At 58.6% G+C, this 26404-nt stretch carries 23 protein-coding genes and 1 pseudogene; 14 read left to right on the forward strand and 10 right to left on the reverse strand.

Annotation, left to right across the window (positions count from 1 at the left end; all coding sequences use genetic code 11):
* Positions 1-8 precede the first annotated feature (8 nt).
* Entirely contained in the window at positions 9-860 is an 852-nt protein-coding gene (locus U873_RS0104730) for a DUF1989 domain-containing protein (RefSeq protein ID WP_025127138.1), read from the forward strand.
* 46 nt (positions 861-906) lie between these two features.
* On the opposite strand, the gene U873_RS35010 is transcribed toward U873_RS0104730, so the two are convergent.
* A complete protein-coding gene (locus U873_RS35010) occupies positions 907-1074 on the reverse strand; it encodes a DUF2897 family protein (protein WP_016964082.1) in 168 nt (55 codons plus the stop codon).
* Between the two features lie 133 nt (positions 1075-1207).
* Positions 1208-2572, reverse strand: a complete 1365-nt coding sequence (gene eat / locus U873_RS0104740; RefSeq protein ID WP_025127139.1) for an ethanolamine permease — start codon at positions 2570-2572, stop codon at positions 1208-1210.
* A gap of 336 nt (positions 2573-2908) precedes the next feature.
* Between eat and kdpF the strand changes: the two genes are divergently transcribed.
* From kdpF to U873_RS0104770, 6 genes are all read left to right on the forward strand, one after another.
* A complete protein-coding gene (gene kdpF, locus U873_RS34220; protein WP_043274482.1) occupies positions 2909-2998 on the forward strand; it encodes a K(+)-transporting ATPase subunit F in 90 nt (29 codons plus the stop codon).
* 11 nt (positions 2999-3009) lie between these two features.
* Positions 3010-4704, forward strand: a complete 1695-nt coding sequence (gene kdpA / locus U873_RS0104750) for a potassium-transporting ATPase subunit KdpA (RefSeq protein WP_025127140.1) — start codon at positions 3010-3012, stop codon at positions 4702-4704.
* Between the two features lie 10 nt (positions 4705-4714).
* Positions 4715-6799 (forward strand): potassium-transporting ATPase subunit KdpB, encoded by a 2085-nt coding sequence (gene kdpB / locus U873_RS0104755; protein ID WP_025127141.1) that lies wholly within the window; start codon positions 4715-4717, stop codon positions 6797-6799.
* A 63-nt stretch (positions 6800-6862) separates the two neighbouring features.
* Entirely contained in the window at positions 6863-7408 is a 546-nt protein-coding gene (gene kdpC / locus U873_RS0104760; RefSeq protein ID WP_025127142.1) for a potassium-transporting ATPase subunit KdpC, read from the forward strand.
* A 162-nt stretch (positions 7409-7570) separates the two neighbouring features.
* Complete coding sequence (locus tag U873_RS0104765) at positions 7571-10219, forward strand: sensor histidine kinase KdpD (protein WP_025127143.1); 2649 nt, start codon at positions 7571-7573, stop codon at positions 10217-10219.
* A 97-nt stretch (positions 10220-10316) separates the two neighbouring features.
* Positions 10317-11012, forward strand: a complete 696-nt coding sequence (locus tag U873_RS0104770) for a response regulator (protein WP_025127144.1) — start codon at positions 10317-10319, stop codon at positions 11010-11012.
* Positions 11013-11037: 25 nt separating this feature from the next.
* On the opposite strand, the gene U873_RS0104775 is transcribed toward U873_RS0104770, so the two are convergent.
* Complete coding sequence (locus tag U873_RS0104775) at positions 11038-12075, reverse strand: patatin-like phospholipase family protein (protein ID WP_025127145.1); 1038 nt, start codon at positions 12073-12075, stop codon at positions 11038-11040.
* Positions 12076-12295: 220 nt separating this feature from the next.
* Between U873_RS0104775 and U873_RS0104780 the strand changes: the two genes are divergently transcribed.
* The 3 genes from U873_RS0104780 (at position 12296) to U873_RS0104790 (ending at position 14390) form a co-directional block, all read left to right on the forward strand.
* Positions 12296-12574 carry a hypothetical protein gene (locus U873_RS0104780; protein WP_011062563.1) on the forward strand — a complete coding sequence of 93 codons (279 nt, stop codon included), beginning with the start codon at positions 12296-12298 and terminating at the stop codon, positions 12572-12574.
* A 142-nt stretch (positions 12575-12716) separates the two neighbouring features.
* Positions 12717-13484 (forward strand): CHAD domain-containing protein, encoded by a 768-nt coding sequence (locus U873_RS0104785; RefSeq protein ID WP_025127146.1) that lies wholly within the window; start codon positions 12717-12719, stop codon positions 13482-13484.
* A 108-nt stretch (positions 13485-13592) separates the two neighbouring features.
* Complete coding sequence (locus tag U873_RS0104790; protein ID WP_025127147.1) at positions 13593-14390, forward strand: acyl-CoA thioesterase II; 798 nt, start codon at positions 13593-13595, stop codon at positions 14388-14390.
* A 4-nt stretch (positions 14391-14394) separates the two neighbouring features.
* On the opposite strand, the gene U873_RS0104795 is transcribed toward U873_RS0104790, so the two are convergent.
* The 3 genes from U873_RS0104795 to U873_RS0104805 all read right to left on the reverse strand — a co-directional run bounded on the left by U873_RS0104795 (position 14395) and on the right by U873_RS0104805 (position 17281).
* Positions 14395-14757, reverse strand: coding sequence for a terminase (locus U873_RS0104795; protein ID WP_025127148.1), 363 nt, complete (start codon positions 14755-14757; stop codon positions 14395-14397).
* Between the two features lie 150 nt (positions 14758-14907).
* Positions 14908-16389, reverse strand: a complete 1482-nt coding sequence (locus tag U873_RS0104800; RefSeq protein ID WP_025127149.1) for a methyl-accepting chemotaxis protein — start codon at positions 16387-16389, stop codon at positions 14908-14910.
* 85 nt (positions 16390-16474) lie between these two features.
* Entirely contained in the window at positions 16475-17281 is an 807-nt protein-coding gene (locus tag U873_RS0104805; protein ID WP_025127150.1) for a TatD family hydrolase, read from the reverse strand.
* 237 nt (positions 17282-17518) lie between these two features.
* On the opposite strand from U873_RS0104805, the gene U873_RS0104810 reads away from it, so the two are divergent.
* The 3 genes from U873_RS0104810 to U873_RS0104820 all read left to right on the forward strand — a co-directional run bounded on the left by U873_RS0104810 (position 17519) and on the right by U873_RS0104820 (position 20084).
* Complete coding sequence (locus U873_RS0104810; RefSeq protein WP_025127151.1) at positions 17519-18940, forward strand: transglycosylase SLT domain-containing protein; 1422 nt, start codon at positions 17519-17521, stop codon at positions 18938-18940.
* Between the two features lie 102 nt (positions 18941-19042).
* On the forward strand, positions 19043-19477 hold the full coding sequence (locus U873_RS0104815; RefSeq protein WP_025127152.1) for a DoxX family protein: 435 nt from the start codon (positions 19043-19045) through the stop codon (positions 19475-19477).
* Positions 19478-19775: 298 nt separating this feature from the next.
* Positions 19776-20084: a hypothetical protein gene (locus tag U873_RS0104820; protein ID WP_025127153.1), complete on the forward strand. Its 309-nt coding sequence runs from the start codon at positions 19776-19778 to the stop codon at positions 20082-20084.
* A gap of 135 nt (positions 20085-20219) precedes the next feature.
* On the opposite strand, the gene U873_RS0104825 is transcribed toward U873_RS0104820, so the two are convergent.
* Entirely contained in the window at positions 20220-20849 is a 630-nt protein-coding gene (locus U873_RS0104825; protein ID WP_025127154.1) for a response regulator transcription factor, read from the reverse strand.
* Positions 20850-21197: 348 nt separating this feature from the next.
* Between U873_RS0104825 and greB (U873_RS0104830) the strand changes: the two are divergent.
* A pseudogene (gene greB, locus U873_RS0104830) lies at positions 21198-21344 on the forward strand (transcription elongation factor GreB); the annotation flags it as partial.
* A gap of 147 nt (positions 21345-21491) precedes the next feature.
* Here the strand turns inward: greB (U873_RS0104830) and greB (U873_RS35015) are convergent.
* Genes greB (U873_RS35015) through U873_RS34860 form a run of 3 tightly spaced genes read right to left on the reverse strand, consistent with a single transcriptional unit; the run spans position 21492 to position 26371 of the window.
* Complete coding sequence (greB, locus tag U873_RS35015) at positions 21492-21995, reverse strand: transcription elongation factor GreB (RefSeq protein WP_081818608.1); 504 nt, start codon at positions 21993-21995, stop codon at positions 21492-21494.
* Between the two features lie 28 nt (positions 21996-22023).
* Positions 22024-22662, reverse strand: a complete 639-nt coding sequence (gene gmtX, locus U873_RS36580; RefSeq protein WP_157838061.1) for a gamma-mobile-trio protein GmtX — start codon at positions 22660-22662, stop codon at positions 22024-22026.
* Positions 22619-26371: a VPA1269 family protein gene (locus tag U873_RS34860; RefSeq protein ID WP_081818609.1), complete on the reverse strand. Its 3753-nt coding sequence runs from the start codon at positions 26369-26371 to the stop codon at positions 22619-22621. The genes gmtX and U873_RS34860 overlap by 44 nt, the downstream gene beginning before the upstream one ends.
* Positions 26372-26404: the final 33 nt, after the last annotated feature.

The following is a 26404-nucleotide window of genomic DNA, read 5'->3' on the forward strand; positions in this document are numbered from 1 at the left end:
CGTTACCCATGTACAAAGATTATCCAGCGGCCTATCAGGTCAGCAAAGGTTCGGCGCTGCAAGTGGATACGGCTTTCTACCAGCGTATTCGCGACACCCCGGCGCAGCGCGAGTTGATCGAGCAGTTCGAAGTGCCGATTCGTACCGGTCGGGCCTGGAAGGTACCAGCCGGGCATGTGTTTCGAGTGACCACGCCAGTGGGGTCGCAGGTGGGTGATTTCAACGTCTGGAATGCCCATGACCCCCGGGAGCGTCTTTGGGCGGCGCGTACCCGGCAATTACAGGGAGCTCATGTCAGTACCCATGATCGGCTCTGGTCGAACCTGCCTTTTCTACGACCGCTGGTCACCATCACCGATGACAGCCTGGCGCACTACGGGATCGATGAGCATGGCGGCCGCTTGCATGACTTGCTGGGAACCCGCTGTGATCCCTATGTGAATCGCATGCTTACCGGAGAGGATTTTCATCATCACTGCCACTCCAACCTGACGCGTGCCGTACTGCCCCATGGGCTGACCGAGTTTGACGTGCATGATGTGTTGAACATCTTCCAGTGCACTGGCCTGAACCACGATGACATGTATTTCATGAAGGCCTGTCCGGCGCAGAAGGGCGATTACCTGGAGTTCTTTGCCGAGATCGATCTGCTCTGTGCACTGTCGACCTGTCCGGGAGGAGACCTGTCCTTGCCGATGTGGGGCCCCGAGGCCCAGGATCCGCTGAGCGTGTGCCGCCCGCTGGGGGTTGAAATCTATCGGCTCGAAGCGTCATTGCTCGAGGGCTGGAGCCAGCCGGAGCGGGCAGCCTATAAAGGCCAGCATGGCTTGCACATCGCCAAGGCCGAGTGGGAGCGCTAGGGCTGACTGACAGCCCCTTGGTCCAGGGACGAAGGGGCTGGCGGGGTCAGCGATCTCGCGCTTCCTTGGCATCCATTTCCGCGTTGCGCTCGGCTACGCGTTTACGCTGCTCATCGGTCAATTCCACCTTGTTGGCGGTGTCACGCAGCATCATCAAGCCGCCGACGATTGAGCCGATAGCAACCACCAGGATCAACCAGGCATACCAGGGCATAGGATTCTCCTTAAGGGGCAACTTGCCGGAGGCGAAGGTTCGCCTTCGGCGCTGCCTATAACGCTTTGAGTTAAAGCTTTTCGCATGGGTTCCATTGTATGCCTGATTGGTGACCTGGGTAGCGGTGTGCAACCTAACGTCCGGTGAGCATGGCGTCCGCGGGGGCATTGGCTCGAAGTTGTCCGGTGAGTTGGAAGTAGATGAAGCCGAGCACCATGAAACCGAGGAAGATCAGCCCGATCAGGGCGTTGAACCAGGCCATTGCCAGCAGGCAGATCGTTGCCAGTACCAGGGCGATCGCCGGGATCACTGGGTAGCCGGGGGCGCGGAAGCTGCGTAGCAGATTCGGTTCGGCCTGTCGCAACTTGAACAGGCTGAGCATGCTCATGATGTACATCACGATGGCGCCGAACACCGCCATGGTGATCATCGCTGCGGTAAGAGTCATGCCGCCGAGGTTGATCAGCCCATCGCTGTAGATCGCGGCGATGCCGATCAGGCCTCCGGCGATGATCGCCCGATGCGGTGTCTGGAAGCGCGACAGTTTGGCCAGGGAGGTGGGCAGGTAACCGGCCCGGGCCAGAGCGAAGAACTGCCGCGAGTAGCCGAGGATGATCCCGTGGAAGCTTGCCACCAGACCGAACAGGCCGATCCACACCAGCATGTGCAGCCAGCCCGAGCTGTCGCCGACGACGGTCTTCATCGCCTGGGGCAGGGGGTCGTTGATGTTCGACAGGGTGCGCCAGTCACCCACGCCACCGGCAAAGAACATCACCCCCATGGCCAGCAGCACCAGGGTCAGAATGCCGCTGATATAGGCCTTGGGAATGGTGCGTTTGGGGTCCTTGGCTTCCTCGGCGGCCATGGCTGCGCCTTCGATGGCCAGGAAAAACCAGATAGCAAAGGGGATGGCGGCAAACATCCCGGCAATCGCCGGGGCACCGAAGGCGTCGGCGCCGGCCCAGCCATTGAGGGCGAAGTTGCTGAAGCTGAAGGCCGGGGCCACCACGCCCATGAACACCAGGAGCTCGGCCACCGCCAGCACGCAGACCACCAGTTCGAAGGTGGCTGCCAGTTTCACTCCGAGAATGTTCAGGCCCATGAACACAATGTAGGCACCGACCGCGGCATGTTTCGGGTCCAGGGCCGGGAATTGCACATTCAGGTAGGCGCCGATGGCCAGGGCGATGGCCGGAGGGGCGAAGACAAACTCGATCAACGTGGCCAGCCCCGCAATCAAGCCGCCTTTTTCACCGAAGGCGCGGCGGCTGTAGGCAAATGGTCCTCCTGCATGGGGAATCGCGGTGGTCAGTTCGGTAAAGCTGAATATAAAGCAGGTGTACATGGTCGCGACCAGTAGTGAGGTCACGAGAAAACCCAGGGTTCCAGCCACGCCCCAGCCATAGCTCCAGCCGAAATACTCCCCGGAAATCACCAGGCCGACGGCGATACCCCACAAGTGCAGCGTGCCCAAGGTGGGTTTGAGTTGTGTGTTCATCGGTTGCTCCCCGAACGATTGGAAATGCTCGGGATTGGCTTGTGCAGCGCTCATGCCAGCGTCTCGATGTCCGTCGTAAAGCATTGAAAGCTGTCGTATCGAGGATGTTTCGCGGCTTTTGGCTATTGGCGGTGCTCAGGGCCGTGCATCAGCGCGCCTCCCATTGGGGCAGGCCGAGCACTCACGCCACTGCTCTTTTCGCACCAGGTCACTCCAGGTAAAGCCAGTCTTTACGCTTTCTTTATGGGGCCCCCACCCCGTCGATCTCGCTCCTTTACAGGCTCCCTGCGGACAATGGCGGCATTCGCGGCAAGCGCCGTACCTCGGAGACATTCCATGAGCATTCTGGATGCAGTGTCGCTGCTGTTGGCGGTGGGCCTGTTCGTTTATCTACTGGTTGCGCTGTTGCGCGCGGATCGGAACTAGGAGCTGCGGTTATGCACAGTTATGACTATTGGCTGATCCTCGCCTTCTTGGCATTGGTATTGGTGCCTGCACCCTGGCTGGGACGTTTCTACTACAAGGTCATGGAAGGACAGCGAACCTGGCTGACCCCGATCCTCGGACCGGTGGAGCGCGCCTGCTACCGGGTGGCCGGTGTCGATCCCCAGGTAGAGCAGAGTTGGAAGAAGTACGCCCTTGCGCTGCTCGCCTTCAACTTGGCCGGGTTCGTCCTGTTGTTCGCAATCCTGCTGTTTCAGGGCGCTCTGCCGCTCAACCCGCAGCACCTGCCCGGACAGGAGTGGACACTGGCGTTCAACACCGCAGTGAGTTTCATCACCAACACCAACTGGCAGGCCTATAGCGGTGAAGCCTCCCTGAGCTACCTCAGCCAGATGGTCGGCTTGACGGTGCAGAACTTTGTCAGCGCCGCCACCGGCCTGGCCGTATTGGTTGCCCTGTGCCGGGGCATTGGCCGGCGTTCGGTACGTACCCTGGGCAACTTCTGGGTCGACATGACCCGTGCCACCCTCTATGGCCTGCTGCCGCTGTGCCTGTTGCTGGCTCTGTTCCTGGTCTGGCAGGGCGTGCCCCAGACCTTTGCCCACTACGTTGATGCGCTGACCCTGCAAGGCAATGACCAGGTGATCCCCCTGGGGCCGGCGGCCAGTCAGATCGCGATCAAGCAGCTGGGGACCAACGGCGGCGGCTTCTTTGGCGTCAACTCGGCGCATCCCTTCGAAAACCCTACCGCCTGGAGCAACCTCTTCGAACTGGTGTCGATCATCCTGATACCGGTGGCCCTGGTGTTCACCTTCGGTCACTACGTCAAGGATCTGCGACAGAGCCGGGCCATCGTTGCCTGCATGTTCGTCCTGTTCCTGATCGGTGGTGCCACCTCGCTGTGGGCGGAGTACCAGCCCAATCCGGCGCTGCAAAACGCTGCTGTTGAGCAGACCGCGCCGCTGGAAGGCAAGGAAGCGCGTTTTGGCACCACGGCCACGGTGCTCTGGGCGGTCACCACCACGGCCGCTTCCAACGGCTCGGTGAACGGCATGCATGACAGCCTGAACCCTCTGAGCGGGATGGTGGCGCTGATCAACATGATGGTGGGCGAAGTGATCTTCGGCGGCGTCGGTGCCGGTCTCTACGGCATGCTGCTGAACGTGTTGATCGCGGTATTCCTGGCTGGCCTGATGATCGGCCGCACTCCGGAGTACCTGGGCAAGAAGCTCCAGGCCAGGGAAGTGCAGCTGCTGGTGCTGACCTTGATGGTGATGCCCATTGGCGTCCTGGTCCTGGGGGCCCTGGCCGCCAGCCTGCCCGGGCCTGCCGGTGCCATCAGCAACCCGGGGCCCCACGGTTTCAGCCAGTTGCTGTACGCCTATACCTCGGCCAGTGCCAACAACGGCTCGGCATTTGGTGGCATGGGGGCCAACACACCGTTTCACAACCTGATGCTGGGCCTGGGCATGTTGATCGGGCGCTTTGGTTACATCCTGCCGGTGCTGGCCCTGGCCGGCAGCCTGGCGCTGAAGAAGGCCGTGCCCATCGGCCAGGACAGCTTTCCCACCCACGGCCCGTTGTTCGTGGCCTTGTTGAGCGTGACCATCTTGCTGGTGGGCGGCCTGACTTTTCTGCCGATCCTGGCGCTGGGCCCGATTGCCGAACACTTGAGCATGGGCTTCTGAGGACCTGATGATGAATATGCATGTTCCTGCCTCGAACAAGACCGCTGATGCGGCCGCCAAGGCCACGCATTCCCCTGTGCAGTCCTCGGGTACCGCGATCTCGGCGCTGTGGCGTCCGGCGCTGATCCAGGCCTTCGTCAAGCTCGACCCACGCCAGTTGCAACGCTCGCCGGTGATGCTGGTGGTCGAGTTGACGGCGATCCTGACCACCGTGCTGTGTTTTGTCCCGGACAACGCCGTACCAACCTTCGTTGCCGGGCAGATTGCCCTGTGGCTATGGTTCACCGTGCTCTTCGCCAACTTCGCCGAAGCCCTGGCCGAGGGCCGAGGCAAAGCCCGGGCTGACAGCCTCAAGGCCGGCAGCGAAGGCCTCAGTGCCCGGCGCAGAACGGCAGAGGGCGCCTACCAGGTAGTGCCGGCCACCAGCCTGCGCAAGGGTGATGTGGTGCGCGTTGCCGCCGGAGAAATGATCCCCGGCGACGGCGAGGTGATCGAGGGCATCGCTGCGGTCAACGAGGCGGCGATCACCGGTGAGTCGGCACCGGTGATTCGTGAGTCCGGCGGTGATCGTTCGGCGGTGACCGGCAATACCCGGTTGGTCTCCGACTGGTTGCTGGTACGCATCACTAGCAACCCTGGAGAGTCGACCCTGGATCGGATGATTGCGCTGGTGGAAGGCGCCAAGCGCCAGAAGACCCCGAACGAAGTCGCCCTGGATATCCTGCTGATCGGCCTGACCCTGATCTTCCTGTTGGTGGTGGTGACCCTGCAGCCGTTCGCTCATTTCGCCAATGGCAGCTTGCCGCTGGTGTTCCTGGTCGCGTTGCTGGTGACCCTGATTCCCACCACCATCGGCGGATTGCTGTCGGCCATCGGGATTGCCGGGATGGATCGCCTGGTGCGCCTGAACGTGATTGCCAAGTCCGGGCGTGCGGTGGAGGCCGCAGGGGATGTGCACGTATTGCTGCTGGACAAGACCGGCACCATCACCTTCGGCAATCGTCGCTGCAGTGCCATTCACCCGGCCCCCGGGGTGACTCCGCAGGAGATGGCCGAGGCTGCGCTGCTGGCGTCCCTGGCGGATGACACCGCCGAAGGCAAATCCATCGTCGAGTACCTGCGTGAACGTTATCCACAGCCCGAGCCCGGTAGCGAACTGCTGACTGCCGTGCCCTTCAGCGCGCAAACCCGTCTTTCTGGCGTCGACTACCAGGGGCGAATCTATCGCAAGGGCGCAGTGGACTCGGTGCTGGGTTTTGTCGGCCTCCAGCGCGGCGACCTGGCGCCGGCCCTGTCCCGGGAGATCGACCGGATCGCCCAGAGCGGTGGCACTCCGCTACTGGTGTGCGCAGAGGGCCGGTTGCTCGGAGCCATTCACCTCAAGGACGTGGTCAAGCCGGGTATCCGCGAACGTTTTGCCGAGTTGCGCAAGCTGGGGATCCGCACTGTCATGGTGACCGGCGACAACCCGTTGACTGCTGCCGCGATTGCCGCGGAGGCCGGGGTCGACGATGTGCTGGCTGAAGCCACGCCGGAAAAGAAACTGGCGCGCATCCGCCATGAACAGGACGACGGGCGCCTGGTGGCCATGTGCGGTGACGGCGCCAATGACGCCCCGGCGCTGGCCCAGGCCGATGTCGGCATGGCAATGAACGATGGTACCCAGGCGGCACGCGAGGCGGCCAACATGGTCGATCTGGACAGCGATCCGACCAAGCTGCTGGACGTGGTACAGATCGGCAAGGAACTGCTGGTGACCCGTGGCGCCCTGACGACCTTTTCCATCGCCAACGACGTGGCCAAGTACTTTGCCATCCTGCCGGCGCTGTTCGCGGTGATTTATCCACAACTGGGGGTGCTCAACATCATGCACCTGGCCAGCCCGCAGAGCGCGATCCTCTCGGCGATCGTGTTCAACGCCTTGATCATCGTGGTGCTGATTCCCCTGGCGCTGCGAGGGGTGCGGGTGCAGGCGGCGAGCGCTGCGCACCTGCTGCGGCGCAACCTGCTGATCTACGGCGTGGGCGGAATCGTGGTGCCCTTTGTCGGGATCAAGCTGATCGACATGCTGCTGACTGCCCTGCACCTGGTGTAACGCCCCTGGACGCGGGGCCGGGGAACCGGCTCCCGCAGGACTGAACGAACCGAGGAACTGATGATGAGCACTGTATTGCGTCCGGCCCTGAGCCTGATCGTGTTGATGACGTTGATCACCGGAGTGGCCTATCCGCTGGTGGTGACCGGGGTGGCCCAGGTGGCGTTCCCGGAACAGGCCAACGGCAGCCTGGTGCGTGACGCCGAGGGCAAGGTCCGGGGTTCGGCGCTGATCGCCCAGGATTTCACCGGCGATGCCTGGTTCCATCCACGGCCTTCGGCGGGTGCCTTTGCCACGGTCTCCAGCAGCGCCAGCAACTTGGCTCCGAGCAATCCGGCGCTGGCCACGCGGGTGATCGACGATGCCAGCAAACTCCTGGTACCCGGCCAGGGGCCGGTGCCGCTGGCGTTGCTGACCACTTCGGGCAGCGGTCTCGATCCGCACTTGCCACCGGAGGCAATTAACTATCAACTGGCGCGCGTTGCCGCGACGCGCAATCTGCCGCTGGCCAAGGTGCAGGCACTGGTGGACGCCCATATCGAACGCCCTCTGGTGGGGCCGCCGGTGGTCAATGTGCTGGCCCTGAACCTGGCGCTTGAAAGGCTTTGATGGGCTCGGTAAGAGGTTTTGCCCATTGTGCCCGGCACATCGGGTTGCCGTTGCGAGTGGCTGCTGCCGTAGTTGCCGCCATGATTGACGCTTGGCCGACTGCCGCTGTGGTAGCGGCTACAGTGTGCTCGTCAGACTGTTCAGCCCAAGAGAGATCCGCCCATGAGTGATTCCGGCCGCGCCGATGCGCTGCTCGCTGACCTGCCCCGCGATGGCCGCGGCCGGCTCAAGGTCTTTCTCGGCGCCGCACCTGGCGTCGGCAAGACCTACGCCATGCTCCAGGCCGCCCACACGCAATTGCGCCAGGGGGTCAAGGTCCTGGCTGGGGTGGTGGAGACCCATGGTCGTGCCGAGACCGAGGCGCTGCTCGGTGGCCTGCCGCAGCAGCCTCTGGTGCGTTCGGAATACCGTGGGGTGATGCTGGAAGAAATGGACCTGGACGGCTTGCTCAAGGCCGGGCCGAAGCTGGTGCTGGTGGACGAACTGGCCCACAGCAATGCCCCGGGCAGTCGGCACGCCAAGCGCTGGCAGGACATTCAGGAGTTGTTGGCGGCAGGCATCGACGTCTTCACTACGGTCAATGTCCAGCACCTGGAAAGCCTTAACGATCAGGTACGCGGCATTACCGGCGTCCAGGTTCGCGAGACCTTGCCCGACTGGGTGCTGCAGGAAGCCTACGAACTGCTGCTGGTGGATTTGCCTCCCCGCGAGTTGCTGGAGCGCTTGCGGGACGGCAAGGTCTATGTGCCGGAGCAGGCGCGGGCGGCGATCGACGCGTTCTTCACCCAGACCAATCTCACCGCCTTGCGTGAGTTGGCGATGCAGACCGCAGCGGCCCAGGTGGACAACGATCTGGCTCAGGGCTATCGCCAGTTGGGGCAGGCGGCACCAGCGGTGCGTGGGCGTTTGCTGGTGGGCATCGACGGCGATGCCCAGGCCGAGCGCCTGGTACGCCACGCCAGTCGAGTGGCCCAGCGTCGACATCTGCCCTGGAGCCTGGTGCATGTGGACAACGGGCGGCTGCGTGACGAGCAGTCGCGATTGCGACTGCAGGCAGCCCAGCAACTGGCCGAGCGCCTGGGCGGAGAGGTGGTTCAACTGCGGGCTGGCGAAGTTGCCAAGACCCTGATTCAGCACGCCTCAGAGCGTCGTGCCAGCTTGTTGCTGGTGGGGCAGTCCAGCCGTGGCTGGCGCCGTCGCTGGTTGGGGGGCGGATTGGCCGCGCGCCTGCTGCGCAATGCCGATGGCTTGGAGATCAACGTCCTGGACTGCGAGCCACAGCTCCATCAGCCGGGCGTGCGGGTCAAGCACTCGTTGGCGTGGTTTGACTATGGCCTGGCGGTGCTGGCAACACTGTTGGCCAGTGCCCTGGCCTGGGGCGTGGCCAGTGTTTTGCCGTTACCGAACATTTCCCTGGTGTTTCTCGCTGCGGTATTGCTGGTGGCGGTGCGCAGCAGCCTGGGGCCGGCGCTGGCCTGCGCCGCGTTGTCGTTCCTGAGCTACGACTTCCTGTTCATTCCACCGAATTTCTCCCTGTCCATCCAGCGTGAAGAAGATGTGCTGACGCTGCTGTTCTTCCTGCTCATGGCGGCGCTGACCGGCAACCTGGCGGCGCGCCAGCGGCGGCAGTTGCAGGCGTTGCGCGATACCCAGGAGGAAACCGGCGAACTGCTGGACCTGTCGCGCAAGCTCACGGCGGCCACCGACCGGCAGGCAGTGATCAGTGCCGCAGCGCAGCACCTGCATGGAGGGGACGAGTTGCGTATCTGCCTGCTCAACCGCGATGGGCAGGGCGACTGGAAAGTCGAGACCGGTGGTACGCTACAGTTCTCCGAGGCTGAGCGTGCGGCGGCCGACTGGGCCTGGCAGCATGATCAGCCGGCAGGGCTGGGAACTGGAACCTTGCCCTTCGGTCGTTGGTGGTGGTGGCCGTTGTCGGTGGAAGACGGTCCTCTGGGGCTGCTCGGTGTCTGTCCTCGGGAAGGTGCGGTCTTCAGCGGCCAGCGCCGACGCTTGCTCACCGCCCTGAGCCAGCCGCTGGCCCAGGCCCTGGCGCGGGCACGCCTGGCCGAGGACCTGGAAGCGGCGAGACTGCATGGTGAAACCGAGCAGTTGCGCAGCGCCTTGCTGGCCTCGGTGTCTCATGACCTGCGCACACCACTGACGTCGATGCGAGGCAGTATCGATAGTCTGTTGGCGTTGGGTGAGGCGATTCCCCTTGAGGATCGTCGTGAGTTGCTGGAGGGGACCCGCGATGAGGCCGAGCGCCTGGATCGCTATATCCAGAATCTGCTGGACATGACCCGGCTCGGCCATGGCGCATTGAAGCTGGCCCGTGACTGGGTGGCGCCGGGGGACATTGTCGGCAGCGCCCTGAACCGCCTGCGTGCTGTGTTGGCCCCCTTGCGGGTGAGTACCGATCTGCCGTCAGACCTGCCGTTGCTGCATGTGCATGCGGCCTTGATCGAGCAGGCCCTGGTCAATGTGCTGGAGAATGCGGCGCGTTTCTCGCCGGTCGAGGGCCGGCTGCAGCTAAAGGTCAGTGCCGACGAGCGGGAGTTGAGCTTCGCCGTCAGCGATGAGGGGCCTGGTATTCCCGAGGAGGAGCGAGCAAAGATCTTCGATATGTTCTACACCGCGGCCCGCGGCGATCGAGGCGGGCAGGGCACGGGCCTGGGGCTGGCCATCTGCCAAGGCATGGTCGGAGCCCACGGTGGGCGTATCAGTGTGACCGAAGGCATCGATGGTCACGGTACGTGCATCACCCTGCATCTGCCGTTGCCGACCCAGCCGGAGCTTGAGGATGAATAGCTGTAGAGTGCGGCGCTGTCTTGCCGCGCATGGAGCCCTCGGGACTCGGCATGCCTTGAGCTACTCTTTTGCCTCTTACTGATCTTGAACTGAAACCATGAGCCAGACCGCGACCATCCTGGTCATCGACGACGAACCGCAGATCCGCAAGTTCTTGCGCATCAGCCTGGCGTCCCAGGGATACAAAGTGATTGAAGCCGGTACCGGCAGCGAGGGCCTGGCCCAGGCGGCGCTGAACCAGCCCGACCTGCTGGTGCTCGACCTGGGGTTGCCGGACATGGACGGCCAGCAGGTCCTGCGCGAGTTCCGCGAGTGGTCGGCGGTGCCGGTGCTGGTGCTTTCGGTGCGTGCCAGCGAAGTGCAGAAAGTCGAGGCCCTGGACGGTGGGGCCAATGACTACGTGACCAAGCCTTTCGGGATCCAGGAGTTTCTCGCGCGTATCCGCGCCCTGTTGCGTCAGGCGCCAGGCGGAGAGGTGCAGGAGGCGGCGCTGCAAGTCGGGCCGCTGACAGTCGACTTGGCGTACCGCCGGGTGCTGCTGGACGGTGCCGAAGTGGCATTGACCCGCAAGGAATACGCAGTGCTGGCGCAATTGGCGCGGCATCCGGGGCGGGTGATTACTCAGCAGCAACTGCTCAAGGATATCTGGGGCCCGACCCATACCGAGGACAGTCACTACCTGCGGATCGTGGTCGGGCATCTGCGTCAGAAACTGGCCGACGATCCGACCCGGCCACGCTTCATCGTCACCGAGGCGGGTGTCGGTTATCGCCTGGTGGGCGCCGAACCTTGAGCCCGCCGGGTCATGGTTTCAGATACTACAGCTGTTCCTGTTCATAACGATCCAAGGTATCGCTGGCGATTTCGCGGCCCAGGGCAATCAACTCCGGCGCCTTGTAGAACTCGAAGAACCGGCACACGCGTTTTGGCACGTTGATCAGGATATCCGGCGGATAGCCGGCGATCTTGTACTGAGCCAGAGAGGTCTGCATGACCTCGAAGCTCTGGTTGACCAGATCCAGCAGCGAGGCCGGGCCGACGTTGTCGATGATGAACGAGCCGCTGGCGGATTTGGGCGCGCCATCGGCTTGCGGTGCCGCAGCCGGTTGCTGGGACTCGGGCTCCGCCCCTTCGACCCAGGGGTTGATCTCCGCGGCCTCGCTCTTGAAGGCCTCTTGCTCGAGCAGCAGCAGTTGTTCGGCCTGTTTGCGGCGGAACGGCAGGTGCGAGCCGAGGGAGTTGATCAGGCTGTCGAAGCGGCTCTTGAACGCCGGCGGGCGCTGGATCACGGGCAACTGATAGTGGCGCTGGTTGGTCGAATTGAGGTTGACCGCAATGATCAGGTCGCAGTGGCTGGAAACCACCGGCACGATCGGCAGCGGGTTCAGCAGGCCGCCGTCCACCAGCATCCGGTTGCCTTGCATCACCGGGGTGAACAGGCTGGGGATGGCGGCGGATGCCCGCATGGCTTGATGCAGGCAGCCTTCCTGGAACCAGATTTCCTGTTGATTGGTCAGGTCGGTGGCCACCGCTGTATAGGGAATGCGCAGGTCTTCGATGTTGATCTCGCCGACTATCTTGCGAATCTGGCCAAAGACCTTCTCGCCACGAATCGCCCCCAGGCGGAAGCTCACATCCACCAGGCGCAGCACATCGAGGTAGTCCAGGCTTTCGATCCATTCACGGTACAGGTCGAGCTTGCCCGCCGCGTAGATACCGCCCACCACCGCGCCCATGGAACAACCGGCCACGCAGGCAATGTCGTAACCGCGTTTTTCGATTTCCTCGATGACGCCGATATGGGCATACCCGCGGGCGCCCCCGGAGCCCAGGACCAGTGCAACACGTTTGTTCATGATTCGTCCCTTCGACAAACAGGCTGCAACAATGCACCCATAGCGCCCCAGGGTTCAATTGCTGATGCTGTCGGGTGTTTGCGCGCGGTTTTTTCTAGGGCCTTGCAGGCTGCGCGGCTATGCTCCTGCGGCTATATTTTTCCAAGGTGGGGGGCCGGCACTTTTTTCCGTCGCTACCGTCTTAACCTGTACGACTGTTTCTCTTTTTGAGGTGTGATTGATGAAAGCCTGGATCTGCTTGCCCCTGATTGCCCTGGTCCTCACCGGTTGCGCTGGCAAGACTGCCTATCGTGACAGCTGCGGTACTCAGCTGGACGCCGCCTGGCATGAACTGGACCTGGCCAAGGCCGAGGGGTTCGCCGGAACCGTGAGCTACTCCAAGGCACTGTCGCTGTTGACTGGAGCCAAGACGCAACAGCAATTCGAAGCCTTTGAAGGCTGCACCAACAAGGCCGAAAAGGCACGTTTCTACATTCGCGAGTCCCGTGCCGGGCGTTGATCCGCGCCAGCCGCTACGCTGCTGAGGCAACAATCATCACCTTGGGCCAATGACCTGACGCAATGCCGGTTACGGGCCCTCGGTACCATTCTTGAACTGGATGAGCCGAAGCTGGCTTGTAAGTCGTGTTGGGGAATCCGTGATGTCTGTCCTGGTTGATCGTTTGGTGGCTCAGATCCTGGGCCTGGAAGTGCGTTTGCTGGCTTGTCAGGCGCGCCTGGCGGCAGCAACGGATGCCGAGGCCCTGCACGATCTGCGTATTGGCGTACGGCGCTTGCGCAGCCTGTTACGGCCATTGCGTGGCTTGCCCGGGGTCGAACAGCTGGAGGCCGCAGCCAGCGAGGTGGGGCGTATGACCACGCCGATCCGTGATCGCGAGGTCCTGGCCGCCTATTTGCACCAGCATGGGCTGCATGCTGCTGCCGATCGACGCACCGCCCAGTTGGCCGACGAGTATTCGCAGGTAGCGTCGGGATCGCAGCTGGCGCAATTGTTCCTGGTGCTGGATGCATTCCCGCGGTTCCTCCGCGCATCGGCGCGTCAAGGCTTGCTCCAGGGGTTGCGCGGACGGATCGAGAAGCGTTTGGCCAAGCAGTGGAGCGCCCTGGGCGAGGCCTTGCAGGATCCTGCCCACGACCGCCATCGTCTGCGCCTGTTGATCAAGCGCGTGCGCTATGCCGCCGATGCTTATCCCCAGTTGGATCGCTTGCCGTCCCAGGCGATGAAGCGTCTCAAGGCGGCTCAGGGTGCGCTGGGTGATTGGCATGATTGCTGGCAGTGGCTGGCGCAGGCCGAACAGCAGTCGGATCTGCGGCCCTGCGTGGCGGTCTGGGAAAGCACCATGCTCAAGGCCCAGGCTCGCGCTGATGAGGTGCTGGACAAGCTGCACCGAGATTGCTTCAAGGGGTGACGGCTGCGCAGCGGCCTTTCTGTCCGCTGCTTTGGCCGGAATAGTTGCTGTAGGCCTCTGCGACGCTGGTTAAGATCCCTCAGTCAACTTTTCTTCCCCGAGGTGCTCATGCGTTTCTACGATTTGCTCGAAGCCGTTCGCAGCCAGCCCCAGGCACTGACCATCCCGGCAGAGTGGGCTCAGGGGCGCGCCAGCTTCGGTGGCCTGGTGGTGGCCCTGCAATATGAGGCAATGCGGGCCAAGGTGCCGGCGGACCGTCCAGTACGGTCCCTGGCGATCACTTTCGTCGGTCCGGTGGCGCCCGATGTAGCGGTCAGTTTTGAAGTGGATGTACTGCGCGAAGGCAAGGCCGTCAGCCAGGTGCTGGGTCGGGTCATGCAGGAGGGCCAGGTGGTGACCCTGGTACAGGGCAGCTTCGGCGCCTCTCGGGAGTCCTGTGTCAGTGTCATTGCCCAGCCTGCGCCCGAGATGAAGCCTTGGGATGATTGCCAGGAGTTGCCCTACATCAAGGGCGTGACACCGGAGTTCATGCGCCACCTGGCGATGCGCTGGAGTATCGGCGGCTTGCCATTCACCGGCAATCGCTCCCGGGAAATGGGCGGTTGGGTACGTTTGCGCGGCGACGTGAAGGAAGAGCCACTGACCGAAGCGCACATCCTGGCGCTGGTGGATGCCTGGCCGCCTGCCTTACTGCCACACCTGACCAAGCCTGCCGCCGGCAGCACCTTGACCTGGACCATCGAGTTCGTCCAGCCGCTACTGGAGCTGAGCACCCTGGACTGGTGCCGGTATCGGGTGGAAATCGAGCACGCCCGCGACGGCTACGGGCACGCTGCCGCCGCGCTGTGGAGCCCCGATGGGCAGTTGATCGCCTTGAGCCGGCAGACGGTGACCATCTTCGCCTGAGTGTTCAGCGTCGGTGGCGTTGTCGCCAGGCCCGCCACCAGGCACCGCTGAGGACAAAACGCGGGAAGGTCACGAACTGCTCGACCAGCAGGCGTTGCACTGCATCCTTGCGATCGCTGAACGGTTCGGAAGCTTGGGTTTCCAGGCTATGGCCGTGGCGCTGCAGGCCCAGGGCGGCGAGGACGCCGATCACTCCGATTGCCAGGTTCAACAGGTTCAGGGAGAACACCCCCGAGGCGATCAGCAGGAAACCGACAATGAACAGCGGCACGGCAATCAGGTGCAACACCAGGTTGGTCGGGTGCTGGTGGCTTTGCGGGTAGACGCGCCACTGCCAGGCGGGAAGGTTGGGGTGACGTTTGCCCATGTTGATCATCCTTAGTGCTTGAAAACTCGTGAACCAAGGATAGGACGCGGGCGGTGGGTCGGCGAATCAAGGCTGGCTATGGGGCCGATAGCCAGCGCAAAGGGGGTCAAAGGGGGGCGAGGTGCTCCGGTGCGAAAGACAGGAGCCGGCTCAGAGCTTCAGTTGGCCAATGGCCTTGCTCAACTCGCCCGCCAGGGTAGCCAGCTCGCCACTGGTGGTGGCAGAGGAAACGGTCTGCTGCACGGTGTTTTCCGTCACGTCGCGAATACTTACCACGGCGCGGTTCATTTCTTCCGCCACCTGGCTTTGCTGTTCCGCAGCGACCGCGATCTGGGTGTTGCTTTCACGCATCTGGGCCACGGCACTGGTGATCTCCGCCAGCGCCGCCCCGGCTTCCTGAGCCTGCTGCACGCAGTCGTCGGCCTTGAACGAGCTCTCCTGCATAAAGTCCACCGCATCACGGGTGCCAGCCTGCAGGGCGGAAACCATGCTGGTGATTTCGTCGGTGGAGGCCTGGACACGCTTGGCCAGGTTGCGTACTTCATCTGCGACCACGGCAAAGCCTCGACCCATTTCACCCGCTCGGGCGGCTTCGATGGCGGCGTTGAGCGCCAACAGGTTGGTTTGCTCGGCGATGCTGTGGATAACGTTGACCACGCCGTTGATCTTCTGGCTGTCCTCGGCGAGCTTCTGAATCATCTCGGCAGTCTGCTGCACGCCGTTGGACAATCCGGCGATGGACTTCTGCACCCGTCCGACCACTTCGTGCCCGGTGCCGGCCAACGTGTCGGCTGTCTGTGACAGATCCCGGGTCGCCCCGGCATGCTGGGCAATGTGGTAGACCGTGGCGGACATCTCATTGATTGCGGTGGCGGCCTGATCGGTTTCACTCTGTTGGCCGAGCATGCCGTGGCGTACATCGTTCATGCTCGACGCCAGGCGAGCAGCGCCCTGGTCCAGTTGCCGAGCGGTATTGGCCACGGTGTTCACAACTCGCTGGTAACCGGCTTGCATGGCATTGAAGGCGCTGGCCATCTGGCCGACCTCATCCTTGCAGGACAGGGGGACGCGAGCAGACAGGTCGCCGGTTTTCTCCACGTGCAGCATCACGTCCTTGAGGGTGTTGAGCTGACTGAGAAGAAAGCGGATCAGCAGTTGCGAGGCGCACAGCATGGCGAACATCAGGATGAATACGGCGACCGCGTAGTTGGTGAAGCGATCGCTGAAAACCTGCGCCAGGCTGGGGGCGTAGGCCAGAACCGCAAGTTGCTGGCCATCGGCGCGCTGGATGACCTGTGCGCCCAGCAATGGATTGTCACCGAACAGTGGCAGGTGATTGATCTCGACCCAGCCATTGGCGCCGCTGAGTTGCGGCAGTGGTTGCTGGTCGAGGCTTGGGGTCTGTCCCTGGGTAAAGGTCAGCAGGTGTTCGACGCTGGGCAATGGCTGGCCGGGCGGCCAGGCGTCGAGCAGGCGAGCCTGGGCCTGGGCGCCAGCTTGTGCTGCCTGGCCACGTGCCTGTTGCTCCAATTGCACCGCATACAGCACCAACAACAAGGTGGTGACGAAGGCGACCGCATTGACTGCCCAGAATTTATATTTCAGCGAGATGTTGCTAAGCCAGGCACCCATAGAAGGTCTTCTCTGATTGAGCGAAACAGTATTGGCAAGGTGCCATTATTGTGCCGCTATGATCTCGGAAAAATCTTGATATGGGTCAAGCAATTTCTGACAAATTGAAGAAGGCTCTGGAGCAGGCGGTACTGTGGCTGGCCAGGTCTTCCGGAGTTTCCTCGCGGTGCCGTGCCACTTCGCGCAGCACCTCCGGCAGGTAGGCCGGTTCATTGCGACCGTTTTTGGGTTTTGGCCGCAGGCTGCGCGGCAGCAGGTACGGTGCGTCGCTTTCAAGCATCAGGCGCCCGCGGGGAATGTTGCGGACCAGGGGATGCAAGTGGGTACCGCGGCGTTCATCGCAGATCCAGCCGGTAATGCCGATGTGCAGATCCAGATCCAGGTAGCTGAACAATGCCTTTTGTTCACCGGTGAAGCAGTGCACCACAGCGGCCGGCAGACGGTCACGAAAATCTCGCAGGATGTTCAGCAAGCGCTGGTTGGCGTCGCGTTCGTGGAGGAACACCGGCAACTGCAGTTCGGCAGCCAGGGCCAAGTGTTCTTCCAGGACCTTCTCCTGTTGTGGGCGAGGCGAGAAATCCCGATTGAAATCCAGCCCGCATTCGCCCACTGCGCGGATTCGTGGGTCGTTGAGCAGGGCCCGCAAGCGGCGGGCGCTGTCGCTGTTCCAGTCGCTGGCGCAGTGTGGGTGCAGGCCCGCGGTGGCAGCCAGTCGTTGTCCACCGGGATCCAGTTGCTGGCACAATTCCAGGGCCTGCTCGCTGCCCTCGACACTGGTTCCGGTCAGGACCAGTTGGCAGACGCCGGCGGCATAAGCCCGATCGAGAACGGCCTGGTGTTTTTCGGCAAAACAGGGATTGGTCAGGTTGACGCCGATATCGATGAGTTGCATGGTGCTTTATCTCCGCCTGCGGCTGGAAAGCATATCAGAGCTCCAGATTTATAAGAAAAATCAAGAACTACAACGAGTTAAAGCTGTCTTTTGCTGCCGGAAGAACGTTGCGACCAGGGCTGTCTCCGTCGTTGCGCTTATCTTTCGCACCTTGCCAGCGCTCAAAGCGCTCTGTTTCTGTCGATCAATTCTTCAAAAAGCGACGAAGGGTTGAACAGCACCCTTTGCGGAGAACGGATGACCCGATCCTCGATATTGCTCGCACTGTGCCTGTCGTTGCTGTTGCCCTTGCCGGCGATGGCACGCTTGGCCGGGCCGCCGGAAACCCATGCCTCCGGCAAGGTGCGGGATCTGGCGGAAATTCGTGGCAGCCAGGTACTGCGGGTGCTGGTCAATCAGAGCCGCAACAGTTCCGGTGAAGTCCAGGGCCAGCCCATAGGTGTCGAGTACCATCGTCTGCGAGCATTCGAGCAGTACCTCAATGGCCATGCCCGTGACGGCCAGGAAATCAGCCTCAAGATCATTCCCAAAGCCAAGGATCAGTTGCTGGGCGCCTTGCAGCGTGGCGAAGGGGACCTGGTGGCTCCCGGCGAATTGCTTGAAGCCCAGCCCGGGCACGCCGTCAGCGCCAGCGATCCGATTGTCAGCAACGTGCCGTTGCTGCTGGTGGGGATCAAGGGCGAACGCCGCTACACGCGGATCGAGCAGTTGTCAGGCAAGACCCTGACCCTGACCACCGGCAGCGCGGCGGGAGAGGCGGTGAGCCAGATCAATCAGAAGCTGGCGCTGCACAAGCTGGCCCCGATCAAGGTCGAATGGGTCGATCCCAGCCTGGCGGTGGAGGATGTGCTGGAGATGGTCCAGGGTGGGATTTTTCACCTGACCATCGTCGAACAGCCGATAGCCGAGCGCTGGAGCAAGATCCTGCCCAAATTGCGCTTCGATAAGCAGTTGAAAATCAGTGAGCCGGGTGAAGAGCACTGGTTTGTCCGGCGCGATGCGTCGATGCTGCGGGCCAGTATCGATCGATTCCTCAAGACCTATAAGACCCCGTCCGATCAGGACGTGGCCTTCCTGCGCATCTATCGGCGCCAGTACCAGGTGCATTACCCCCTGGCCCGAGCCGATCGCCAGCGCCTGGAGAAATTGCGCCCGGTGTTGCAGAAGCACGCCGGGGAGCAGGGCATGGACTGGCTGAACCTGGCGGCCCTGGCATTCAAGGAATCGGCTTTGCAACCCCATGCCAGGAGTGGCAGCGGGCCCACCGGCTTGATGCAGATCACGCCGTCGGCGGCGCAGCGAGTCGGGGTCAGCAACATCCAGTCCGTGGACAGCAATGTGCAGGCCGGGGCCAAGTACCTGGCGTTGATTCGGCGCAAGTTCTTTTCCAGCCCCAAGCTCAACGAGCGCGAGCGCATGGCGTTTGTCCTGGCGGCTTACAACATGGGGCCGGAGCGGGTCCAGGGGATGCGCAGCGAGGCCCGGCGGCGGGGGTTGAATCCCAATCAGTGGTTCTTCCAGGTGGAGCGTATCGCCATGGAGCAGGTGGGAATGGGGGCGGTCAGCTATGTTAATAGCGTCAACAAATACTACCTGGCCTTTGACCGTGAACGAGACTCCCTGGAGCCTCGGGAGCGGAAAGTTGCGTCACGGAAATAATCGAAAATATTGATTGTTATCTAGGATTATTTCCGCTTTTTGTCAGCTAAAAACTGATTAATATGGCGACCAACTTCCCCACCTTACACAGGACTACACAGCATGAGCACACTGATCAAAAACCTACTGGGCACCCGCGCAGGCTATGGCTTGACTGTTTTGCGGATATTTGTCGGCATCATTTTCGCTGCCCACGGCTCACAGAAACTCTTCGGCTGGTTCGGCGGCGGCGGCCTGGCGGGAACGGCTCAGTGGATGGAAAGCATCGGTCTGGCCCCTGGCTACCTGATGGCACTGTTGGCGGGGGGCACGGAGTTCTTCGCCGGCCTGGCACTGGTCATTGGCCTGCTGGCACGTCCAGCGGCGCTGGGCCTGTCGTTTACCTTGCTGGTGGCGATCTTCTCGGTGCATATCAGCAATGGCCTGTTCATGGCCAATAATGGTTACGAGTTTGCCCTGGCACTGTTGGGCGGTACTGTCGCTGTTCTGTTTGAAGGCGCTGGCAAGTTGTCGCTGGATGCAACTATCGCCAAGTAACTCCAGCTGTTTGCTCCAGGCAGTCGGGAACGTCCCGCAGGCTCTGGATCAGCTACCGGAAAGAGTTCCAAGGCCTGCGAATGCAGGCCTTTTTCGTTGCAGCTGAATCTTGACACCCAGAGGCTGGCTTCTCTAGGATGCTGCTCATGCGCCGATTTAAACAGCTACTTGCGGGGCGCCAGGTGAATCGAAAGATCACTGATAGAAGCTATAGTCAGGCTTCGAAATACCGCTAAAGCGCTGGTTCGGTGTTGCCTCTCACCTGCCCGGCAGAAACTTGAGGCAGAGACACATTAAGATGAATGCACCACGCCCCCTTGTACGTCTTGCGCCGATCACGGCGAGCCTGTCCCAGCGCAACCCGAAAATCCTCCTCGGTGGTAAACACCAACCTACCTTGCTGCGTTACCTGGACGGCTGGCCACGACGCAGCCCGGGCCCGGCGGCGTTTCTGATTCAATTTGTCGAAGACGGCGAATCCCTGGCGCGTTTTGCCAGCGACAGTTTTGACCTGGCGGTCATTCCCGCGCCCAGTGCCGAAAACGCCGCAGAAGTCATCAAGCAACTGACCCGTGTCGCCCGCCAAGGTTTGATCATCCGCCGCTAGTGGGGCAACCGGGACAATGGCGCTGTACAAGCGGTCGCTGAGCTGCGCGCCTCTCAGATCATCTCCCCAATGAACAGATTCCGACCGGCAAGACTGGCTGCAGCGGCTGCCTGTGCAGTGCTGGCGGCATGCTCCTCAAACCACAGCATTGCGTTTTGCCAGTTCAGCCAGGGCCACCAGATTGGAAATATTGAAGCGCTTGAGCAAACGAACCTTGTAGGTGCTGACGGTCTTGTGGCTGATCAACAGCGCATCGGCGATCTGTTGGTTGTTGAGGCCGGTGGCCAGTAGTTTCAACACCGTTATCTCGCGATCGGTAAGGCGGGAAATCAACACGCTTTCCTGGCTGGCGGCATTGGTGTTCTGCTGCAGGATGTTGATGGTGTCTTCCGGGAAGTAACTGTATCCGGAGAGGATTGCCTTTACCGCATTGGCCAGTTCGTGAAGGTTTTCGGTCTTGCACAAAAAACCCGCCGCTCCGGCTTGCAGGCAGCGTAGGGCGAAGTTCTTCGAGTCGCTGGAGGTGAGTACCAGTGTTTTGACGTGTAGCTCGGCGGACTTGATATGGGCAATGACCGAAAAACCGTCGAGGTTGGGAATACCCAGATCGAGGATCAACAGGTCCGGCATGTGTTTGCGCACCAATTGGACGGCGTCCGCTCCGTTGTCGGCCTCGGCGATGATGGTGTGATGATGAGGTTCCAGCACTGACCTGATGGCCAGTCGGATCAGAGGATGGTCATCGACGATGATGATGTTGCCCATTTGGTACATTCCCTTTGGTTTTGTTTGCGGTGTAAGTGGTGGTCGGCAAGCTCTTTGGGGAGGTGGGTTTCAAGCGGTGAGATCGCAATGAGTGCAAACTGGGTTGCTGAAAATGTGTCCGAGGCCGTATGCCGCGGCTGTTTGGCCCTATGATTGGCTGACCTCTCTGAAATCTAAATCGGACAAATCTGATAGTGATATGCGCAGGAGACTAAGGAGGCGCGGTTTCACCGGCATGGCAGGGAAGGCCCCTGAATGGGGGCGGGGCACGCTTTATTGACCGGCCTGATGTTTGGGCTTTTTCGTATGGCAGGACAGCGTGTAGAAGGCTGGGAGGCGATTAGCCAATTGAGTACCAAACTCATCACACAGGATGGTTACGACGCTCTGAAACAGGAGCTGGATTATCTGTGGCGGGAAAAGCGCCCGGATATCACGCAGAAGGTCACTTGGGCTGCGTCCTTGGGCGATCGGAGTGAGAATGCGGACTGGAAGGAAGAACCCCAAGCTTGTGTACTATTCTGTCATACACAATGATTTTGCTGGTTTTTCGGAATAGTACTGTACTTTTGCGTTGTACTATTCATTGTCGGCCATCACTGCATCTGGTCTTGACATAGTGGTGGCTGATTTGGAGGCGCCTCAGGGTTTAATGACCCGGGGTGCGTCTTCCGCCTCACAGTACTCAATTTCGGTCACTTCCCAGTAGGCATCACCAGTTGGAGTCCGTACAACAATATCATCACCTGCACACTTACCAATACATGCGCGTGCCATCGGAGAGTCGATTGAGATAAAGTCTTTTCTATCGTAAATTTCATCAGCACCTACAATGCGGAATTTCTTGCTTGTATCTTCCTCGTTGACAATAGTTACCCAAGCCCCAAAAAATACTTTGCCTTCCTGAGTAGAAGAATAAGGAACTACCCGAAGATCTTCGATACGCTTACGGAGGTATCTTACACGCCGATCTATTTCCCTTAGCCTCTTTTTATTGTACTGGTAGTCAGCATTTTCACTTCTGTCGCCCAAAGACGCAGCCCAGGTTACTTTTCTGGTGATCTCCGGCCGCTCTTCGCGCCAGAGCCAATCTAGTTCATCCTTCAACGACTGATAGCCAGCTTCAGTGATGAGATTAGTATTCATTTTTGCCTGTTATTGATTCAAGGACCGATCACAATGCCCTTAGAGCCTTCTGTATCGCATCAAGTGTTCCTGGGCGAAACACCTTTGCTCCCTTCTTGTCAATCAAGTCGCCGTGCTTGCCCAGTGTGCAGCCCCATTGTAGCCTGAACTCTTCTGACATTAAATACAAAAGAGCTCTGCGTTCTATCTCTGATAATTTATTCTCGGATGAAAACGGAGTGCGATCATCAACACGGATCTCGAGATTAGGCGGCGTAATTTCTCTTAGGAGGCTTCGGAGGCGGTGGTTCTCAGCCTCTTGGGCACGCGCTAAGAATTTAGCCTTACCATCTTTTATCGCGTCTATCCAATCTGACGGTGCTCGGTCATGGTGTGCTGGGCCTGCCGCTTCTTTAAATGCTTGTATTAGCACGCGATATACTTGGCCCGAGTTATTTCGCATGCTTTGAGCGTTTGGTACACCACAATCAATTCCGAGGCGTGCAATAGCTGAAAATGAAAAGTTCTTTTCACCGTTCGATAGCATCTTAGTGCATACCTCGTACACTGCGTCTAGAGTCCGATTTTTTTTTAAGCTGCAGTTCTGCTTAAGTTTATTCAGTGTTTCAGATGGCGTCATGATTTTAAACCGGAGGCAAATTTTTTCTGTTGCTTGTAAAAGCGTCACTAATTTCCTTAAGGGAGATGCTCTCAAGTCCAATCAGTTCGGCTAGCCTAAATTTTCCTTCAATTAGTGAGTCGATACGTTCCCAGCTTCTGAGTCGTGATATCAACAGTCTTGCGATCTGATTGCCAACCAAAAGCTGCTGCTCCTTGTTGAGCCTGAACATTCGTTGCGGAGAGTTATTGTCTTCAAGCATTTTGTCCAATAGCTGGGATCTTGCGGTCAAGGCGGAGTGGGCAGAGGCGCATTCATAAATCTCGGCATTTTCACAAATCTCGCTTAATTGATGGAAGTGAGTGGTTTCTTCTAGCGCGAGCCTGAGTTCATGACCCTCTTGCACAATAAGCATAAGTGAGCCTTGAGGCTTGGAATTGGACTTTGTAAGGGTCGCCTGCTCGATTTGTTTTATAAGGCTTGCGCTTGCCTGTACATCACAAATCAAAACATCAAGCTTTTTAGCTGCGCTCTCAGCTTCGGCCAGCAGTTTTCTATGCTTAGCTTCTAGACCTGGATCTCGGCTTTCAAAGTCTTTTCCGCATTCATTTAACTCATACTCCCGCTCATCACGATTGTCAATTTCGGATCTCAATTCTTCAGCTTTGGCTTGGAGGTCGTCGTATTTTGTGAATTGAAGATTCACTTCTAAAGATATTTCATTGCCTAGAGCTAGTAGGCCACCTATGAATGCGGGACCGGTTACGAAGTGGCGACATCTTATACAGTTCTGACTGCCTAGATACCCACCTACCACTGGCAACCAAACATCACCTTTGCCGAGCGATCCTCCGTCATCACACCTAGCACCTGCGTATGGACAAAAACCGTAATCTCGAAACAAATAGCTACCAGGAGATTTTTTCTTATATATAAAGTCGAGCGCATCTTGGTTATTTGCGACTAGCTGCCCCTGAATTTGATCGATTCTGCCTTGTTCGATCATGCTCTGTGCAACAAAGACTTGATTCTGGAGCGCGCGCTTCTCACCTTCTGAAAATCGACGTTGAAATTCAATGCTGCCGATCTTTACATAGTACAAATTCATTACGATTGAACTGTGCCCAGCAATCTTCATGGTAATTTCAATGGGAAGCCCGAACTCATGGACGTATGCCGTGATAAGGCTTACCCTCATGCTGTGTGGAGTATATATAGACGAATAGCAACTTAGTTTTTCTCTGGGGCCTGTCAGCGTTGCTAATGGTAAGTCCCGAGGCTGTGAGTAATATAGTGCGGCTGCCAGTCGGGGGGTTAATATATTTGTTGGCGATCCAGGCTCTTCAGCTCCGAAGAGTCGAAACAAGAAGCAATTAGTACCTTTGGCTTGACGCTGGCTTTCATTTAGGTTAGTGCGAATACATTCAATCCATGGCATTGGGCGAATTATTGGATTATATTTTTCCTGCCACTGACGGAGCTTAATGATCCATCGGACCAAATGAGGGGGTATCCATGGCACGCTGTAACCTCTATATCCAATGCTGGTTTTATTGCTCGTAACAAACATGCCGCAATTGTCACCAGGGTATCGCTTTATGAAGCCTTGGTTTTTGGTTGTGCCTGAAAGTGGAGTTTCATTTTTAGTCCATACGACCTTGCAGTCATTATGTATTGGGATGTACTCATCGCCTTCCCCAGAATCGCAGTATGCAATTTGTCTACCTCTGGCTGGCACAGAAATTAGGGTAAGTACCTGTATCCAATACATTGGAAACCACGCTTTAAATTTCCCGCCAACCCAGCGTGTGACGAGATCAGGATCGTTGTGGTCTAGCTTAAAAATATTTAGATCGATCTCTACCCAATCAGCGTCGAAATGATGGAGATGGATTAAGTCAGAGAAGCTGGTTGCAGTATCAGGGACTACCCATTTCTGCATGGCTGCAACATATTGATAGGCCAAAGCTGGTTTAGATGTTTCGCCTGGGCCGCTATTACTTGTCGTGCCTGAGTATTCTATTTCGCTGCCGCGTAACGGATTGCTTATTCCGTCTGCGATTATTAATTCACCAGTCTCGTCATCTTCAAGCGTGAATTGTTCTCGGATAATGAATCGCATAAATTCGTTAATGGCCATGACGAAGCTTCGTCTAAGATATTCTGGGGTCGTGGCTGTTACGTAATTTTTGAAATTTTGTAACTCTATAGAGTTGTTTGAGAGGAACTCTAACGGTGTGGTGCCATATGCGTTTGGCTGCACATAAGTTGCCAAAAAACGGAAAATTGCTAGCTGTTTTCCCCGTCCGCCACGAGCCTCTTTCATGAAACTATTCAGATCTTCTAGCCACTTCGAATGGTCAGCATTTATCGAGTTTTCTGAAAATGGCTCCGTCTTTCCGAGAAATGCATACGAGGTGGTCCAGTCTCTGTAATATACTTTATCCGGACTGTACGGTAATCTACCGTCTCCTGAGGATTTCACATGTTCTCTATATTCTCTTAAGGAGTTAAAGTTAAGAGGTTGAATGAGTTTTATTGTTTCATTGAAAGTGTAGAATGTTCTGATGGAACATAAGTCATACCAGCTTTTCCATTCGTCTCGGAATACCCGTTCAGGGTGGGCTGGCAATGGAGGGTAGAGTTTATAGCGGTTGCGGTAATCTTGACTGTCTTTTATGTCAAGCCGAGTTACTGCTATTCTAAGGTCATCGAGGCAAATGTAATTGACGGGTAAGAGAAAGTTGATCCACGACTTCCATTCATTTTTGAATTGTTCCGGGTTGCTTGGAAGGCGTGGGTCGTTGTGGTAATTTAGTTCATACTGTCGCTTTGTGGTGATGCCTAATCTCTGTGCAGCTATACGCACTTCATGTAGCGTGTCATATTGCTCTGTTAGGTCTAAATAGTCCTTCCATGACGTCCATTGATTCGTGTAAGCACTTGTTGGATCTTTGCGTAGACGCCAGTCCTCCTTAAGCCTTATATAGTAATCTTTTCGTGACTTGCATTTCAGGTTGCGGGCTGCAGCTCTAGCCTCTTCAAAAGTCTCATAAGCTTTTCTAGTTTTACCAGGGTGCAGGAAATTTACCCAGCCCACCCATTGTTCTTTGTAGCGGGTCTGGGGGTGAATAGGTAGTTTCGGATCTTCCTCTCGGCGAGTGAAGTATTCACGTGAATGTTGGATTCCTAAGGATATGGCGGCTGTAGAAGCCAGCTCGTAACTTTCATAAACCGGAATTGAATGATTTGTCCCGAAAAAATGCTTCCAACTCTGCCAGTCTGGATAGATGGTGCTAGGGTTTGCAGGCAGTTTTGGGTCTGCTTTGTATCTTTTTAGCGTTGTGTATTGGTGGTAGCTATTGATACCTAGCGCAAGCGCTGCTCTACTAGCTTCGCGGAGTGATTGATAGAAATCTTTATATGTGCTTTTTCCAATAAACTTTGGCCACCCTTTAAAGTCCGGGTAAAAGCGCAAGTCGCCTGGGAGCTTTGGGTCTTTATGGTGATCAGTTGAATACTGTGCCACTGTCCATATGCCGAGGCGAGCTACAGCCTCACGTGCCTCTGCAAGTGTCAGATATTTCTCAATTGGCCTTTCACTACCACAGAGGTCGTACCATGAGTGCCAGTCGCTGGCGTAATCAATATAAGGGTTGGCCGGTAGCCTAGGATCTTCTTGCCAGCGAAGTCTGTAGGCCCTGCTATTCTTTATTCCAAGCTTTCTAACTGCGGCTTTAACTTCGAGTAAGGTTGAGTATTTTCTTTTTTCTGACATGGGGCTCACCTTAAATCCGCAGCAAATAATGAT

The organism is Pseudomonas sp. PH1b (assembly GCF_000633395.1).
Lineage (GTDB): Bacteria > Pseudomonadota > Gammaproteobacteria > Pseudomonadales > Pseudomonadaceae > Aquipseudomonas.

Bases quoted from the DNA above. Each gene is read 5' to 3' on its own strand.
- U873_RS0104730 (WP_025127138.1), top strand. From the start codon at position 9: ATGTACAAAGATTATCCAGCGGCCTATCAGGTCAGCAAAGGTTCGGCG.
- U873_RS35010 (WP_016964082.1), bottom strand. From the start codon at position 1,074: ATGCCCTGGTATGCCTGGTTGATCCTGGTGGTTGCTATCGGCTCAATC.
- eat (WP_025127139.1), bottom strand. From the start codon at position 2,572: ATGAACACACAACTCAAACCCACCTTGGGCACGCTGCACTTGTGGGGT.
- kdpF (WP_043274482.1), top strand. From the start codon at position 2,909: ATGAGCATTCTGGATGCAGTGTCGCTGCTGTTGGCGGTGGGCCTGTTC.
- kdpA (WP_025127140.1), top strand. From the start codon at position 3,010: ATGCACAGTTATGACTATTGGCTGATCCTCGCCTTCTTGGCATTGGTA.
- kdpB (WP_025127141.1), top strand. From the start codon at position 4,715: ATGAATATGCATGTTCCTGCCTCGAACAAGACCGCTGATGCGGCCGCC.
- kdpC (WP_025127142.1), top strand. From the start codon at position 6,863: ATGAGCACTGTATTGCGTCCGGCCCTGAGCCTGATCGTGTTGATGACG.
- U873_RS0104765 (WP_025127143.1), top strand. From the start codon at position 7,571: ATGAGTGATTCCGGCCGCGCCGATGCGCTGCTCGCTGACCTGCCCCGC.
- U873_RS0104770 (WP_025127144.1), top strand. From the start codon at position 10,317: ATGAGCCAGACCGCGACCATCCTGGTCATCGACGACGAACCGCAGATC.
- U873_RS0104775 (WP_025127145.1), bottom strand. From the start codon at position 12,075: ATGAACAAACGTGTTGCACTGGTCCTGGGCTCCGGGGGCGCCCGCGGG.
- U873_RS0104780 (WP_011062563.1), top strand. From the start codon at position 12,296: ATGAAAGCCTGGATCTGCTTGCCCCTGATTGCCCTGGTCCTCACCGGT.
- U873_RS0104785 (WP_025127146.1), top strand. From the start codon at position 12,717: ATGTCTGTCCTGGTTGATCGTTTGGTGGCTCAGATCCTGGGCCTGGAA.
- U873_RS0104790 (WP_025127147.1), top strand. From the start codon at position 13,593: ATGCGTTTCTACGATTTGCTCGAAGCCGTTCGCAGCCAGCCCCAGGCA.
- U873_RS0104795 (WP_025127148.1), bottom strand. From the start codon at position 14,757: ATGGGCAAACGTCACCCCAACCTTCCCGCCTGGCAGTGGCGCGTCTAC.
- U873_RS0104800 (WP_025127149.1), bottom strand. From the start codon at position 16,389: ATGGGTGCCTGGCTTAGCAACATCTCGCTGAAATATAAATTCTGGGCA.
- U873_RS0104805 (WP_025127150.1), bottom strand. From the start codon at position 17,281: ATGCAACTCATCGATATCGGCGTCAACCTGACCAATCCCTGTTTTGCC.
- U873_RS0104810 (WP_025127151.1), top strand. From the start codon at position 17,519: ATGACCCGATCCTCGATATTGCTCGCACTGTGCCTGTCGTTGCTGTTG.
- U873_RS0104815 (WP_025127152.1), top strand. From the start codon at position 19,043: ATGAGCACACTGATCAAAAACCTACTGGGCACCCGCGCAGGCTATGGC.
- U873_RS0104820 (WP_025127153.1), top strand. From the start codon at position 19,776: ATGAATGCACCACGCCCCCTTGTACGTCTTGCGCCGATCACGGCGAGC.
- U873_RS0104825 (WP_025127154.1), bottom strand. From the start codon at position 20,849: ATGGGCAACATCATCATCGTCGATGACCATCCTCTGATCCGACTGGCC.
- greB (WP_081818608.1), bottom strand. From the start codon at position 21,995: ATGAATACTAATCTCATCACTGAAGCTGGCTATCAGTCGTTGAAGGAT.
- U873_RS34860 (WP_081818609.1), bottom strand. From the start codon at position 26,371: ATGTCAGAAAAAAGAAAATACTCAACCTTACTCGAAGTTAAAGCCGCA.